Source organism: Streptomyces sp. NPDC020898 (assembly GCF_044333925.1).
In the GTDB taxonomy this organism is placed as follows: Bacteria; Actinomycetota; Actinomycetes; order Streptomycetales; family Streptomycetaceae; genus Streptomyces.
This window is the reverse complement of the sequence record NZ_JBIRRV010000016.1, coordinates 54,332-68,791: the sequence shown is the minus strand read 5'-3', so window position 1 is coordinate 68,791 and position 14,460 is coordinate 54,332. Positions and strand designations below refer to the sequence as shown.

Annotated in this window: 16 protein-coding genes; 9 read left to right on the top strand and 7 right to left on the bottom strand. The window is 70.1% G+C overall.

All coding sequences use genetic code 11. From position 1 onward, the window contains the following. Positions 1-455 precede the first annotated feature (455 nt). Positions 456-1,139, top strand: a complete 684-nt coding sequence (locus ACH4TV_RS37170; RefSeq protein ID WP_398405707.1) for a DUF461 domain-containing protein — start codon at positions 456-458, stop codon at positions 1,137-1,139. A 157-nt stretch (positions 1,140-1,296) separates the two neighbouring features. Here ACH4TV_RS37170 and ACH4TV_RS37165 read toward each other — a convergent pair whose 3' ends face one another. Both ACH4TV_RS37165 and ACH4TV_RS37160 read right to left on the bottom strand, forming a co-directional pair. After that, positions 1,297-1,977 carry a response regulator transcription factor gene (locus tag ACH4TV_RS37165; RefSeq protein ID WP_105974768.1) on the bottom strand — a complete coding sequence of 227 codons (681 nt, stop codon included), beginning with the start codon at positions 1,975-1,977 and terminating at the stop codon, positions 1,297-1,299. After that, the gene (locus ACH4TV_RS37160; RefSeq protein ID WP_398405706.1) at positions 1,974-3,299 is read right to left on the bottom strand and encodes a sensor histidine kinase; all 1,326 of its coding nucleotides are present in this window, start codon (positions 3,297-3,299) and stop codon (positions 1,974-1,976) included. The genes ACH4TV_RS37165 and ACH4TV_RS37160 overlap by 4 nt, the downstream gene beginning before the upstream one ends. Positions 3,300-3,501: 202 nt before the next feature. Between ACH4TV_RS37160 and phoU the strand changes: the two genes are divergently transcribed. From phoU to ACH4TV_RS37135, 5 genes are all read left to right on the top strand, one after another. Beyond that, on the top strand, positions 3,502-4,191 hold the full coding sequence (phoU, locus tag ACH4TV_RS37155; RefSeq protein WP_398405705.1) for a phosphate signaling complex protein PhoU: 690 nt from the start codon (positions 3,502-3,504) through the stop codon (positions 4,189-4,191). 152 nt (positions 4,192-4,343) lie between these two features. Next, complete coding sequence (locus tag ACH4TV_RS37150) at positions 4,344-4,496, top strand: hypothetical protein (protein ID WP_398405704.1); 153 nt, start codon at positions 4,344-4,346, stop codon at positions 4,494-4,496. 298 nt (positions 4,497-4,794) lie between these two features. Next, entirely contained in the window at positions 4,795-5,931 is a 1,137-nt protein-coding gene (locus tag ACH4TV_RS37145) for a sugar ABC transporter substrate-binding protein (protein WP_398405703.1), read from the top strand. 141 nt (positions 5,932-6,072) lie between these two features. Continuing rightward, the gene (locus ACH4TV_RS37140; RefSeq protein ID WP_398405702.1) at positions 6,073-6,321 is read left to right on the top strand and encodes an SCO4226 family nickel-binding protein; all 249 of its coding nucleotides are present in this window, start codon (positions 6,073-6,075) and stop codon (positions 6,319-6,321) included. A gap of 74 nt (positions 6,322-6,395) precedes the next feature. Next, complete coding sequence (locus ACH4TV_RS37135; protein ID WP_398405701.1) at positions 6,396-6,605, top strand: hypothetical protein; 210 nt, start codon at positions 6,396-6,398, stop codon at positions 6,603-6,605. 64 nt (positions 6,606-6,669) lie between these two features. On the opposite strand, the gene ACH4TV_RS37130 is transcribed toward ACH4TV_RS37135, so the two are convergent. Further along, positions 6,670-7,476, bottom strand: a complete 807-nt coding sequence (locus ACH4TV_RS37130) for a hypothetical protein (RefSeq protein WP_398405700.1) — start codon at positions 7,474-7,476, stop codon at positions 6,670-6,672. A 175-nt stretch (positions 7,477-7,651) separates the two neighbouring features. Continuing rightward, the gene (locus tag ACH4TV_RS37125; RefSeq protein ID WP_398405699.1) at positions 7,652-8,413 is read right to left on the bottom strand and encodes a phosphoglyceromutase; all 762 of its coding nucleotides are present in this window, start codon (positions 8,411-8,413) and stop codon (positions 7,652-7,654) included. A 150-nt stretch (positions 8,414-8,563) separates the two neighbouring features. Here ACH4TV_RS37125 and ACH4TV_RS37120 point away from each other — a divergent pair, with 150 nt between their 5' ends. Further along, complete coding sequence (locus ACH4TV_RS37120; protein ID WP_398405698.1) at positions 8,564-9,874, top strand: MDR family MFS transporter; 1,311 nt, start codon at positions 8,564-8,566, stop codon at positions 9,872-9,874. On the opposite strand, the gene ACH4TV_RS37115 is transcribed toward ACH4TV_RS37120, so the two are convergent. Continuing rightward, positions 9,849-10,307, bottom strand: coding sequence for a DUF2000 family protein (locus ACH4TV_RS37115; protein WP_398405697.1), 459 nt, complete (start codon positions 10,305-10,307; stop codon positions 9,849-9,851). The genes ACH4TV_RS37120 and ACH4TV_RS37115 overlap by 26 nt on opposite strands. Here ACH4TV_RS37115 and ACH4TV_RS37110 point away from each other — a divergent pair. Further along, the gene (locus ACH4TV_RS37110; RefSeq protein WP_398405696.1) at positions 10,306-11,211 is read left to right on the top strand and encodes an AraC family transcriptional regulator; all 906 of its coding nucleotides are present in this window, start codon (positions 10,306-10,308) and stop codon (positions 11,209-11,211) included. The genes ACH4TV_RS37115 and ACH4TV_RS37110 overlap by 2 nt on opposite strands. Before the next feature lie 216 nt (positions 11,212-11,427). Here the strand turns inward: ACH4TV_RS37110 and ACH4TV_RS37105 are convergent, their stop codons facing one another. Beyond that, positions 11,428-11,919, bottom strand: a complete 492-nt coding sequence (locus ACH4TV_RS37105) for a YbjN domain-containing protein (protein ID WP_398405695.1) — start codon at positions 11,917-11,919, stop codon at positions 11,428-11,430. Then, a complete protein-coding gene (mshA, locus tag ACH4TV_RS37100; protein ID WP_398405694.1) occupies positions 11,912-13,216 on the bottom strand; it encodes a D-inositol-3-phosphate glycosyltransferase in 1,305 nt (434 codons plus the stop codon). The genes ACH4TV_RS37105 and mshA overlap by 8 nt, the downstream gene beginning before the upstream one ends. A 125-nt stretch (positions 13,217-13,341) precedes the next feature. Here mshA and ACH4TV_RS37095 point away from each other — a divergent pair, with 125 nt between their 5' ends. Beyond that, complete coding sequence (locus tag ACH4TV_RS37095; protein ID WP_398405693.1) at positions 13,342-14,157, top strand: class I SAM-dependent methyltransferase; 816 nt, start codon at positions 13,342-13,344, stop codon at positions 14,155-14,157. The last annotated feature ends 303 nt before the right edge of the window (positions 14,158-14,460 follow it).

Below are 14,460 nucleotides of genomic sequence, written 5' to 3'. Positions count from 1 at the left end.
CCTGGAGGCCGCCACAGGCGACCAAACATCCACTTATGTCCGCTTCCAAGCGTTCGACTTCCGGTACTCCGTTCGATGAGCGGAGTCGGGTGCGGGGTGAATCCAGAATTGATCACGGCAGTTGGTGATCCAGTGGATGAGCGGCCCGATGGCCAAACGGATGATCTACAAGTGATCAATTCCGGACCCCTGGTTCTTTGCTTCACCGGAAATCCGCAAGCAGGTACCTCTGTTTGCCTACGGCGCTTATGTGAATGACGGACCGGTGCGAGTCCAAGTCGCTCATGAGTGACTCCCGAGACGGCCGCTCACTCCCGGGGGAGCCGCCCCGGACGCCCCCAGAGGCGGGTCGGGTGCAGTGGCGCGGGAACGGCTCGGTAACCTAAGGCCGCTGACAGACACTTAGGGCGGCTTTATAAGGAGCCGTTCGTGCGTTCCTAGGAGTTGCCGCCGCCGTGAGCAGCAGCCTTCGACGCGGCGCCCTCGCCGCATCCGCCCTCGCGTTCTCGGTCGCCACGCTCGCCGGGTGCGCAGCCGGAAACAACGCCCAGACGCTGGAGGTCAAGCCGGACAACGCGGCCACGACCGAAGGCGACATCAAGCTGCAGAACGTCGTGATCATCATCCAGCCCGAGCACGAGTCGACCGGCCCGGCCGCCGTCGCCGCGACCGTGTTCAACAGCGGCATCACCGCCCAGACGCTGGAGTCGGTCACCATCCCCGGCAGCGGCAAGACCGCCGAGCTGACCCCTGCGAAGGGCAAGAGCCTGAGCATCCCGGCCGGCGGCTCGCTCATCATCGGCGGTGCGAACAACGCCTCCGCGGTGCTGCCCAGCGTCGGTGAGACGGTCAAGGACGGCAACGCGCAGAAGATCACCTTCACCTTCAGCAAGACCGGTGACGTGAGCCTGCGCGCGTTCGTCGTCCCGTCCGAGAGCTTCTTCTCCTCGTGGGGCCCGACCGAGGTCCCGGCCGCGCCGGGCACCTCCCCCACCTCGCCCGGCGCCGCTGTCTCCGGCGTGCCGTCGGAGCCGGTGGTGTCCGGCTCGCCGACCCCGACGGGGGCCGCCGGGACGCCTGCCGCGGGGGCGACCCCGAGCACCCCGGTGACGCCGACGGACGCGGCTGCCGGTCACTGAACCCTCGTACGCCGAAGGGCGGGACCTCTCCAGGAGGTCCCGCCCTTCGGCGTACGTGCTGAGCGGCCGCCCCTCTTGACGCGCCCCTCGCACTGCTTCGCAGGCTTCGGGCCGCTGCGCCGGACTCCGTCCGCCGGCTCCGGTCGGCCTCAGCGGTCTACGGCTCGAACTTGTAGCCCAGGCCTCGCACCGTGACCAGGTACCGGGGCGCTCCCGGGTCCGGTTCGATCTTGGCGCGCAGGCGCTTGACGTGGACGTCGAGGGTCTTGGTGTCGCCCACGTAGTCGGCGCCCCAGACGCGGTCGATGAGCTGCATACGGGTCAGCACGCGGCCGGCGTTGCGCAGCAGCATCTCCAGCAGGTCGAACTCCTTGAGCGGGAGGTCGACCTTGGCGCCGGAGACGGTGACCACGTGGCGGTCGACGTCCATGCGGACGGGGCCGGCCTCCAGCGCGGCCGGGGTGACCTCCTCGGGCTCGCCGCGGCGGCGCAGGACGGCCCGGATGCGGGCGACCAGTTCGCGGGAGGAGAAGGGCTTGGTGACGTAGTCGTCGGCTCCTATTTCGAGGCCGACCACCTTGTCGATCTCGCTGTCCTTGGCGGTGACCATGATCACCGGGACGTTGGACTTGACGCGCAGTTGACGGCAGACCTCCGTGCCGGGCAGGCCCGGCAGCATCAGGTCCAGGAGGACGAGGTCGGCGCCGTTGCGCTCGAACTCGTCGAGTCCGTCGGGGCCGGTCGCCGCGATGGCGACCTCGAAACCCTCCTTGCGGAGCATGTACGACAGGGCGTCGGAGAAGGACTCCTCGTCCTCGACGACGAGCACTCGGGTCACGGAAGGACCTCCGGGGAGCGAAGCGGATCGTAAGGGGATGTACCGGTGGTCCGGTCGGCCACTTCGCCGGGGTCGGACGGTCCGTCCCCGGCTTCGGGGTCGGAGTCTGGGTATGACTCGGGGAGGGAGTCATCGTCGTACAGATGCGGCCGGTTCGCGCGGGCTCGGCGGCCGGTGGCCGCCTCCGGCAGGCGCAGGGTGAACGTGGAGCCCTGACCCTCGGAGCTCCACACCGTGACCTCCCCGCCATGCGAGGCGGCCACGTGCTTGACGATCGCCAGCCCGAGGCCCGTACCGCCGGTGGCGCGGGAGCGGGCCGGGTCGACGCGGTAGAAGCGCTCGAAGATGCGTTCCTTGTCCTTGTCGGAGATGCCTATGCCCTGGTCGGTCACGGCGACCTCGATCAGGTCTCCGCCCGGCGCGTTCACCCGGCGGGCGGCTATGCCGACGCGGGTGGTGGAGGGCGAGTAGTTGACGGCGTTCTCGACGAGGTTGCCGAGGGCGGCGGCGAGCTGGCCGCGGTTGCCCCAGACGCGCAGGTCGGCGGTGCCTCCGGAGGCGATGGTGATCTGTTTGGTGCCGGCCTGGTGGCGGCAGCGGTCGACGGCCTCGGCGACGAGTTCGTCGACGCGGACCGGTTCGGCGTCCTCCAGCGGGTCGTCGTTCTGCACCCGGGAGAGGTCGATGAGTTCCTGGACGAGGCTGGTCAGCCGGGTCGCCTCGATCTGCATCCGGCCGGCGAAGCGCTCGACGGCCTCCGGGTCGTCCGAGGCGCCCATGACGGCCTCGGAGAGGAGGGAGAGCGCGCCGGTGGGCGTCTTCAGCTCGTGGCTGACGTTGGCGACGAAGTCGCGCCGTACGGCCTCGATGCGCCGGGCCTCGGTGAGGTCCTCGACGAGGAGGAGGACCAGGCGCGAGCCGAGCGGGGCGACGCGGGCGGAGACCGCCAGGGCCTCGCCGCGTCCGGTGCCGCGCCGGGGGAGGTCCAGCTCGACCTGGCGTATCTCACCGTCGCGCCGGGTGTCGCGGGCCATCTGGAGCATTGGATCCACCGAAAGCTTTCCGCCACGGACCAGCCCGAGGGCGTACGCCGCCGAGCTGGCCTTGACGACGGCGTCCGCCTCGTCGAGTACGACGGCCGAGGACCGCAGCACGGACAGCACCGTGTCCACACCGGGCGGCAGCACGGGGTCCGTGTGCAGGGAGGTGCGGGTGGGGCGTTTCTGGTCGCGCTCGCTCCAGCGGAACGCCAGGGCGGCGATGACACCGGTGAGCACCCCGGCGATCGCTGCCGCTGCGGCGACTGCCGCGTTCACGTCCATGCTTCCAGGTTAGGCATGGGGTACGACATGGCCACAGCCATCAAGGTGCGACCTCGAACACTCGTCGCCCAGAGTTCACCTTGGAGCCAGTATTGGTTCATTTGTCGGGGCGGAAAAGGACGCGTACAGGCCCGAACGTGGGAGCGTGGGGGTCACGGGGCCCGGTGTTGCCCCCGTTCGGACGTCAAGAGAGGGACACCTGATGCGTGACGCGTACCACGAGGAACTTGACTCGATCGGCGAGGGGCTGGTCGAGATGGCCCGGCTCGTCGGGTCGGCGATCGGGCGTGCCACGACGGCGATCCTCGATGCCGACCTGAAGCTGGCCGAAAGTGTGATCGAGGCCGATGCCAAGGTCGACGAGCTCCAGCACGACCTGGAGGCCCGCGCGATAGCGCTGCTGGCCCGCCAGCAGCCGGTGGCGACCGATCTGCGGATCGTCGTCACGTCGCTGCGGATGAGCGCCGACCTCGAGCGCTCGGGCGACCTCGCCCAGCACGTCGCCAAGCTGGCCCGGCTGCGCTTCCCCGAGCGCGCGGTCCCGCGCGACCTGCACGCCACGATCCTGGAGATGGGCCAGCTCGCCCAGCGCCTGATGGCGAAGGCGGCCGAGGTCATCATCACCAAGGACGTCGACCTGGCGATGCAACTGGAGACCGACGACGACGAGATGGACCTCCTGCACCGCACCCTCTTCCGGCACCTGATCGACGAGCGCTGGAAGCACGGCATCGAGACGGCGGTCGACGTCACGCTGCTGGGCCGCTACTACGAGCGCTTCGCCGACCACGCGGTGTCGGTCGCCAAGCGCGTGGTGTTCCTGGTGACGGGTGAGCACGCGGACGAGCTCCAGCAGGACGTGCAGCCGCCCACAGGGGTCGAGGGCGCGTAACTCCGGCTGGTTGCCGCGTGGGGGCGTGCGGTGCCGGGCCGCCCGCCCCCGGGGCCGGCGCGAGCCTCTGTGCGCCGTTGATGCGCCCAGCGGAACGGGCATGCAATGGGGAGAAGGCACCCGTCTCCAGGACCAGTTCCCAGGAGGGACCCATGGCCGAGACCCCCAGCACGCCCGACCCGACGCAGGAACGCGAGACGCAGCAGCCCGCCGAGATCAAGAACCTGCCCCTGTTCGGCGCCTGCGGCTGCGGCTCCGGGTGCGGGTGCGGCTGCCAGTCGGGCAATCCCTGTCAGTGCGGCTGACGGTGTAAGTACGGCGCGAGCGCGGTACAGCGGTACAGGACCCTGTCTTCCGTTTCCCGGGGGCGGGGTCCTTTTGCGTCGGGATGGGGTTGTTCATCCCTGTTCGGGGCGGTGAAGGGCGACCTCGGTGGTCGTTGAACGGGCATACACTTCACAGCAGTTGACGCTCCGGCTCCGTCCATGCACAACAGGCACCCCGTTGCCATCTCGTTAACCGGTATTCCTTGACGTTACGTGCCGAGGCCGCGTTGGCTTCCCTAACTGGGTCGTCCTGTTCCCCGCCTGGAAGGCACCTGACGTGAACGCTCGTTCCCCCCGTCGGATCACTGTGCGCCGTACCGCCATCGCGGTGACGGCCACTGTCTCGGCCCTCTCGCTCGCCGCGTGCGGCGTCATCGACAGCGCCGACGGAAGCAGTGGCTCCGCGGCGCCCAAGAAGGGCGACGACATCACTGTGGGGCTTCTCCTGCCCGACAAGGAGACGAAGCGCTTCGAGAAGTTCGACTACCCGCTCATAAAGAAGCAGGTCACCGCCCTCACCAACGGCAAGGGCGAGGTCCTCTACGCCAACGCCGAGGCGAACGCGGCCCAGCAGAGCAAGCAGCTCGAAGAGATGATCGCCGAGAAGGTCGACGTCCTCCTCGTGGACGCGGTGGACTCCAAGGCCATCGCGCCGGCCGTCGAGAAGGCCAGCGAGGCGGGCATTCCGGTCATCGCGTACGACCGGCTCGCGCAGGGTCCGATCGACGCGTACGTCTCCCACGACAACGAGCTCGTCGGTGAGGTGCAGGGCCGCTCGATCGTCGAGGCCCTCGGCACCAAGGCCGCGACCAGCAAGGTCGTCATGATCAACGGTTCGCTCGCGGACCCGAACACGGCGCGGTTCAAGGACGGCGCGATGACCGAGCTCCAGGGCAAGGTCCAGATCGTGGGGTCGTACGACACCAAGGACTGGCTGCCCGAGGTCGCCAAGACCAACATGGAGACGGCGATCAGGGCCGTCGGGCTGAGCAACATCGACGCGGTGTACTCGGCGAACGACGGCATGGCCGGCGCGGTCATCGACGCGCTGAAGGAGGCGGGCGCCAGCAAGATCCCGCCGGTGACCGGGCAGGACGCGGACCTGGCGGCGGTGCAGCGGATCGTCTCCGGCGAGCAGTACATGAGCGTCTACAAGTCGTTCATCCTGGAGGCCACCAACGCCGCGTCGATGGCGGTGGCCAAGGTCCAGGGCCGCTCGATCGAGTTCGACGCGCTGACCCGCGACAGCGTCGACAGCCCCACGAAGAAGAAGATCCCCTCGATGCTGGTGCCGGTGGTGGCCCTCACGCAGGAGAACATCAAGGACACGGTGATCCGGGACGGCGTCTACACGATCAAGGACATCTGCACCCCGGACTACGCGGCGGACTGCGCGGCGATCAACCTGACGTAGGGGCTGCCTTCACCCGGTCGCGGCGGCGGCCGTAGGGGCTGAGGATGGAACACGGGGGAAGCACTCCCCCGTAGGAAGATCCAGGCAGCTCCGGGCACTCCGGGCAGCTCCGGGAAGATCAGGGATAGGAGGTGCGGCGCCATGCCCCAGTTCATGGACGTCCACCACGGCATGGAGGGCATCACGGCCGACCAGCTGAACGAGGCCCACCAAGCCGACCTGGCCATAGAGAAGGACGAGGGGGTCCACTTCGAGAAGGCCTGGGCGGACCCCGGTTCCGGCGTCGTCTACTGCCTCTCCGAGGCCCCCTCGGCGGAAGCGGTCCAACGCATCCACGAACGCGCCGGCCACCCCGCCGACGAGGTTCATCCGGTCCCGCTGACGGTGTGAGAACCGGGCGACTCCGCGGGCGGACCGCGCACCGGATCTCCGGGTCACAGTCCGCCCCCGGAAGGAAACCTCCCATGAAGCCGACGCCGCCTTCGAAGCCGGGCACTCCGCTGGAATCCCCGGCCGCGCCTGCCCGCGAGACCGATCTCGCCGCGCTGCTCACCGCCTGGGACCGGGCCCACCCCACCGTCGCCGACCCGGACTGGCGCCATCTCCTGGACGAGATCGCCCACCCCCGGACCACTCAGGCCTTCCACCACCTGCCGGTGGCCCGGGGCTCGTAGGTCCGAGGGGGTCCCCGCCCGCCGGTGTGACGGGCAGGGGACGGTCACTTCATCGCGTACGGGCTCACTTCACATCGACGTAGTCGGTGAAGCCGGCCGCCGGCATGGTGAGGTTCGTGCCCGCGAAGTCGTAGCGGTACGCGCCGTCCGCCGTCGCCTTCACGGTGGCCGCGGCCCAGCCGTTGCGGTCGGTCTTGATCTTCTGCACCGTCTTGAAGGGGCCGCTCGTGCCCTGGCGGTACTGGAGCAGCACCTGGTGCCCGACGAGGGGCACGTTCGTGTTCGTCGCCCAGCTGGCGACGGTCATCCGGGCCTTGACCGTGAGGTTCTGGCCCTTCTTCACCGGCTCCGGGTTGGCGTCGGTCTGGGACATGTAGGTCGTGCGCTTGATGCGGGCGAAAGATGTGAGGTCGTAGAGGCCGTCCCCGCGGGTGACGTTGCCTTCGCCGTCGGTGGCGATGAAGCTCAGGTACCAGAGACCGGCGAGGGCGTTGTTGTGGAGGTTGACCTTCGGGTTGGCGGTCAGCAGGCCCTCGCACCAGGAGGTGATCGCGTTGGTCGTGTGGCAGTTGGCGCCCGCGGTGATGACCGCGTCGGGCTTCTCCGCGTCGTCTCCGCGCCTCAGCTCGACCGTCACGCTCTTGATGCCCTGCGGGTCGCTGACCGTCGCGGAGATCGGGATCAGTCTCTTCGTCGCGGCGTCGACGCCGACGGTGTAGTCCTGCCAGTCGTGGTTGACATCGATGTTCGAGAACGTCGAGGCCGAGTCGTCCTGGTCGGCACCGGCGGCCGGGACGGCGAGAGCGGTGACGGCCAGCGCGGCGCTGAGGGCAGCGGCGGTAGCGGTGGCGACAGTGGCGCGTATGCGCATGGTGTGGTTTCCCCCACGTCTGGTGAATCGAGTGGTGACTTCACTTGCGTGAGACAGGGGAGGCGCCTGGGAGGTTGTGCACTTTCGCCAACTTCCTTACGCCCGGGATGAATTCGAGCATGGAAACGCCCCCGACCCGCGCCGTGAGCGCGGTTCGGGGGCATGATCACGGGACCTACTTCTTCTTGCCTTGATTCTTGACCGCCTCGATCGCCGCCGCGGCCGCGTCCGGGTCGAGGTAGGTGCCGCCCGGCTTCAGCGGCTTGAAGTCGGCGTCCAGTTCGTAGGCGAGGGGGATGCCCGTCGGGATGTTCAGGCCGGAGATGGCCTCGTCGGAGACGCCGTCCAGGTGCTTGACCAGGCCGCGGAGGCTGTTGCCGTGGGCCGCGACCAGGACCGTGCGGCCGGCGAGGAGGTCCGGGACGATGCCGTCGTACCAGTACGGGAGCATGCGGACGACGACGTCCTTGAGGCACTCCGTGCGGGGGCGCAGCTCCGGGGGGATCGTCGCGTAGCGGGGGTCGGCCGACTGGGAGAACTCCGTGCCGTCCGCCAGCTCCGGCGGCGGGGTGTCGTACGAGCGGCGCCAGAGCATGAACTGCTCCTCGCCGAACTCGGCGAGGGTCTGGGCCTTGTCCTTGCCCTGGAGGGCGCCGTAGTGGCGCTCGTTGAGGCGCCACGAACGGTGTACGGGAATCCAGTGGCGGTCCGCGGACTCCAGGGCCAGCTGGGCCGTGCGGATCGCGCGCTTCTGGAGGGACGTGTGGAGAACGTCGGGCAGCAGGCCGGCGTCCTTGAGCAGCTCACCGCCGCGGACCGCCTCCTTCTCGCCCTTCTCGGTGAGGTTGACGTCCACCCAACCGGTGAACAGGTTCTTCGCGTTCCATTCGCTCTCGCCGTGGCGGAGGAGGATCAGCTTGTACGGTGCGTCGGCCATGCCCCGAGCGTAATAGAACGGTCTGATCCCCTGCTCGGCCGCCCGGTAGCCGGACGGTTGACGGGATCTGTTAATTGAGTGGTCCCCTCGCGCGACCCGCTCGTAAGTTGTCATCACCGTCCGAGCTGCTTACGTCCGTGGGGGATCCCTGTGTCACTCGCCGCCCTGAAACGCGCTGCCCGAGAATCCGTGTCCGGGCTGCCCCGCGAGTTCTGGTGGCTGTGGACCAGCACCCTCGTCAACCGGCTCGGGGCCTTCGTCGCCACGTTCATGGTGATCTATCTGACCCTTGAGGCCGGCTACTCCGCCTCGTACGCCGGGCTGGTCGTCGCGCTGCACGGGCTCGGCGGAGTCGTGTCGTCGATCGGCGGCGGGGTCATGACCGACCGGCTCGGACGACGCCCCACCCTCCTCATCGCCCAGTCGTCGACGGCCTTCTCCGTCGCGCTGCTCGGCTTCGTGCACGACCCGGTCGCCATCGCCGGTGTCGCCTTCCTGGTGGGGATGGCGAGCAACGCCTCGCGGCCGGCCGTGCAGGCGATGATCGCGGACATCGTGCGGCCCGAGGACCGCGTCCGCGCCTTCTCCCTCAACTACTGGGCCATCAACGTCGGCTTCGCCGTCTCCTCCGCCGGCGCCGGCTTCATCGTCGAGGTCAGTTACGTCGCCGGTTTCCTCGTCGAGGCCGGGATGACACTGGCCTGCGCGGTCGTCATCTTCCTCAAGCTGCCCGAGTCACGGCCGACGCAGACCCCGAAGGCGGCACAGGAGGAAGCCTCCGTCGGACTGGGGACCGTGCTGCGCGACGGACGCTTCATGAGCGTCGTCGGGCTGGCGTTCCTCGTCGCGCTCATCTTCCAGCAGGGCCTGGTCGGGCTGCCGATCGCGATGGGCGAGGCCGGGTTCACCCCGGCGGACTTCGGCATGGTCGTCGCCGTCAACGGCGTACTGGTGGTCGTGCTGCAGATCCCGGTCACCCGTTTCATCGAGCACCGGGACGCCCGCCGGCTCCTCGTGGCCTCGTCCCTCCTCGCCGGGTACGGGTTCGGGCTCACCGCGTTCGCCGGGTCGGTCGGCGTCTTCATCCTCACGGTGTGCGTCTGGACGCTGGCCGAGATCGTCAACGCGCCCACGCAGACCGGGCTGGTCGTGCGGCTGTCCCCGGTGCACGGGCGCGGTCGCTACCAGGGCATGTACACGATGTCCTGGTCGGTGGCCGGTCTGGTCGCCCCGCTGATGTCGGGCTTCGTCATCGACCACTTGGGCGCCGAGTGGCTGTGGGGGCTGTGCGCGGTCATCGGGACGGTGGCGGGCGTGGGGTACGGGGTGCTGATGCGGCGGCTTCCGGCGGAGGGGCCGACAGAGGAGTCCGCGGAGGAAGCGGAGACGGAGAAGCCCGCCCCCGTCCACGCGCCCCCCGCCGCCGGCGCCGCCGTCACGGATGCATCCGCGTCCCCTTGATCACCTTGTCCACCGCGTTCTTCGGCCCGTAGACCGCGACCCCCACCACGTCCAACTCCCCTGCCGCCACGGCCCGTACGGCCGCCCGGTTGTCCCGGTCGTTGCCCGTGGCGAACAGGTCGGACGTGAAGACGGAGCACGGCAGGGAGCGGGACACCGCCCGTCCGTGGGCCGCTGTCAGGGTCTCCTTCGTGGCCTCGAAGACGAGGACCGGCTGACGGAACATCGGCAGGTACGGTGTGCCGTCCGCGTCCTCGTACGGCTCGCCGATCACCTCGGGGACCGTCGTCCCCAGGCCGCTGACCAGGAACGCGGTCACGTTCAGGCGCTGCCAGGGTTCCAGGTCCGCGCGCAGGACCACGGCGATCTTCGTGTCGAAGCGGACGGGTTCGTGGCCGGCGGCGGGGGCAGTGGTCGTGTCCGTTGCGTTCATGGGTCGAGACTGCCGAGCCGCCTGCCTCCACGTCTTGTACGTTCTTTGCGTGGCCGCCGTACCCCCGCAGCAGCGAAACGTTTCCGCCTGGCGCCCGCGCGTCCCGGGTGTCCTTGAGGTGTTCCACGCCCACTTCGTCGAGTACGCCTACCCGATGCACGTACACGACTCCTGGACGCTGCTCATCGTCGACGACGGCGCCGTACGGTACGACCTCGACCGGCATGAGCGGGGCACCCCGCACGACACCGTGACGCTGCTGCCGCCGCATGTGCCGCACAACGGGTCGCCCGCGACTCCGGGCGGGTTCCGCAAGCGGGTGCTCTATCTCGACTCCACCCATCTCGGCGACGAGTTCATCGGGGCCGCCGTGGACCGGCCCGACCTGCGTGATCCCCTGCTGCGGCGGCGCGTCGGGCAGTTGCACGGGGCGCTCGTGCGGTCCGGGGAGGAGTTCGAGGCCGCGAGCCGGCTGGCGCTCGTCGCGGAGCGGCTGCGTACCCGGTTGCGGGCGACGGACGTACCCCGCCCTCCGTCCGCCGATCCGCCGCTCGCCCGGCGGCTGCGCGAACTCCTCGACGAGCGGCTCGTCGAGGGGCTCGCCCTCGACGAGGCGGCGCGGCTCGTGCATGCCCATCCCGCGCATCTCGTACGGGCGTTCAGCGCGGCTTTCGGGATGGCGCCGCACCAGTATCTGACGGCCCGTCGTGTGCAGCGGGCGCGTCGGCTGCTCCTCGACGGGCTGTCGCCGGGTGAGGTCGCGGCGGCGACCGGTTTCTACGACCAGGCCCATCTGGCGCGGCACTTCAAGAAGTTGGTGGGCGTGCCGCCGGGGCGTTACCGGCTAGGACCTGTCCGGCCGATCAGGTCGCAGGAAAGGGGCGGGGCCTTGGAGCGCCGGTGAGCGGGGTGACGGGGGTCCCCCCGCGCGAGGGTGTTCGAGCGTGGGGGGAGCGTGCAGCTGCAAGGCGGAGGAGGGCGTCGACGCGATGGGGGTCCCCCCGCGAACGCGAGCGCAGCCGAGCGTGGGGGAGTCGGCATCCGACGACAACGCCGCAGATGTGCGTGCCGCACCCCGCGTCCGCGGCATGATCGGCCGGACAGGTCCTAAGCGGCGCCGTCACTCCGTAAGGCGCCGGGTCAGGTGGGTGAACGCGTCCAGGTTGCGGGTCGACTCGCCCCGGGACACCCGCCAGGCGTACTCCTTGCGGATCGCCGACGCGAAGCCCAGCTCCAGGAGGGTGTTGAAGCCGCCGTCGGCCGCCTCCAGGACCGAACCGAGGAGTCGGTCGATCTCCTCCGGGGTGATCGCGGCCAGGGGGAGCTTGGACGTCACGTAGACGTCGCCGAGGCGGTCCACCGCGTAACTCACGCCGTACAGCTTGAGGTTGCGTTCCAGGAGCCAGCGGTGGACGCCCTGCTCGTTCTCGTCGGGGTGGCGGATCACGAACGCGTTGAGCGACAGGGAGTGCTTGCCCACCAGCAGCGAGACCGTCGTCGAGAGTTTGCGGGTGCCCGGGAGTTTCACGACGTAGTTGCCGGGGTTCGGGCTCTCCCAGTCCAGCTCGGCCTCGGTGAGGACCTGCTCGATGATCGACGCTGCGTCAGCCATGCAGGGAGCGTACGCGACGCCTGTGGGCCTGCATCGCGGCCGTGTAGGCGTCCGCCGTGGCGGCCGCCGAGGCGTCCCAGCCGAAGCGCTGGGCGTGCCGGGCCGCCGCCGCGCCCATCCGGGCGGTCAGGGTCTCGTCGTCGGCGAAATCGCGCAGCACACGCGCGTAGGCGGCGGGATCGTGGCCCTGTACGAGGAATCCGGTACGCCCCTGGTCGACGGCCACCGGGAGGCCGCCCACCGCCGCCGCGAGGACCGGGGTGCCCGCCGCCTGGGCCTCTATGGCCACCAGGCCGAACGATTCGCTGTAGGACGGCATGACCAGGACGGAGGCCGCCCGGAACCAGTCGGCGAGCTGCTCCTGGCCGACGGGCGGGCGGAAACACACGACGTCCGCGATGCCCAGGCGGGCGGCCAGCTTCTGCAGGCCCTCCGGCTTGGCCAGGCCGCTGCCGCTGGGGCCGCCGACTATCGGTACGACGATGTTGGCGCGCAGCTCGGGGCGCTCGTCCAGGAGGACGGCGACCGCGCGGAGCAGCACGTCGGGGGCCTTCAGGGGCTGTATGCGGCCCGCGAAGAGGGGGATCAGGGCGTCCTGCGGGAGGCCGAGGCGGGCGCGGGCGGCGGCGCGGCCGTCGGCCGGGGAGAAGCGGCCGAGGTTGACGCCGGGGTGGACGACGGCGACCTTGCCGGGGTCGGCGTCGTAGTGCCGTACGAGCTCGTCGGCCTCTTCGGAGGTGTTGGCGATGAGGCGGTCGGCGGCGGCCACGATCTGCATCTCGCCGATCACGCGGGCGGCGGGCTCGGGGTTGTCGCCGTCGGCCAGGGCGGCGTTCTTGACCTTGGCCATGGTGTGCATGGCGTGGACCAGGGGGGCGCCCCAGCGCTGGGCGGCGAGCCAGCCGACGTGGCCGGAGAGCCAGTAGTGCGAGTGCACGAGGTCGTAGTGGCCGGGGCGCTGGCCGGCCCAGGCCTGCATGACCCCGTGCGTGAAGGCGCACAGCTGGGCCGGCAGGTCCTCCTTGGGGAGGCCTTCGTAGGGGCCCGCGTCGATATGGCGCACGAGGACGCCGGGGGCCAGCTCCACGGCCGGGGGCAGGGCTGCCGTGGTGGCCCGGGTGAAGATCTCGACCTCGATGTTGATCGCCGCGAGGCGCTGCGCCAGTTCGACGATGTAGACGTTCATCCCGCCGGCGTCGCCCGTGCCGGGCTGGTGGAGGGGGGAGGTGTGCACGGAGAGCATGGCTACGCGGCGGGGCCTGCGACGGCGGCCCAGCCGGCCGATGTACTGGCTCACGTGACGTTCCTCCTTCTCGTCCGAAGGGGAAACGCCGGGAAGAGGCGGCCCATTTCCTCTTTGCCCAATCATTACCATTTATCGCTCAACCGTTCGAGGCTCGGGCGCCCCTTACTCTCGTACGCATGACTCCCCGCGCATCGACATCCCGGCCCGTGGGAACGGTGACGCGCGGGACGACCAACCCCAATCGCCTGCGCCGCATGGACCGCTGGATCGCGGCCACGCACGGCGCGGAACTCCGCCGGACCGGCGACCCCCTGGCCGTCGACCTCGGATACGGCGCCGCGCCCTGGACCGCCGTCGAGCTGCTCGCCCGGCTGCGTACCGTGTCTCCACGCGCGCGCGTGGTGGGCGTCGAGATCGAACCGGCGCGGGTCGAGGCGGCGCGACCGTACGAGCGCGAGGGGCTCACCTTCCGGCACGGCGGCTTCGAGATCCCGGTCCCGCGGCGGCCGGCGCTCATCCGCGCGGCGAACGTGCTGCGGCAGTACGAGGAGGCCGAGGTCGCCGGAGTCTGGGCGCGGCTGTGCGCCCGGCTCGCCCCGGCCACGGAGACCTCCGGGGGCGGGCTGCTCGTCGAGGGGACGTGCGACGAGATCGGGCGGCGGCACGTGTGGGTCGCCCTCGGCCCCGAGGGCCCGCGCACGGTCACCTTCGCGACCCGGCTCGGCTCCCTGGAGCGCCCCTCCGACCTCGCCGAGCGCCTCCCGAAGGCCCTCATCCACCGCAACGTCCCCGGCGAACCCGTGCACGCCTTCCTGCGCGACTTCGACCGCGCCTGGGCGGCCGCGGCGCCCTACGCGTCGTACGGGGCCCGCCAGCGCTGGATCCGGGCGGTACGGGACCTGACGACCGACTGGCCGGTGACGGACGGGCCGGTGCGCTGGCGGCAGGGTGAAGTGACCGTGGAGTGGCGGGCGTTGGCGCCCCGGCACTGACGCGCCTGCCTTCCGGACTGCTTCCGGACTGCTTCCGGGCTGCTTCGGTGCTGCTTCGGGGCCGCCTCCGAGTGGCCCTCGCCTGGCCTTCGATTGGTCTCCGACCGGCCTCCGACTGGCTTTCAGGTGCCTCGAATTGCCCGTGGTTCGAGGGCAACGATCTCTGTGCGCCGTTCGTCAGACATGCGGGGGCCGCGGGAAGGGCAGGCAACGTGAAGGAGGCCTGTTGCTTTTTGCGGTGACATGGCACGATCCCCCAGGTGTCCGTAAGTTACTGACGGTTAATCAGTTGTTGGGGGTACG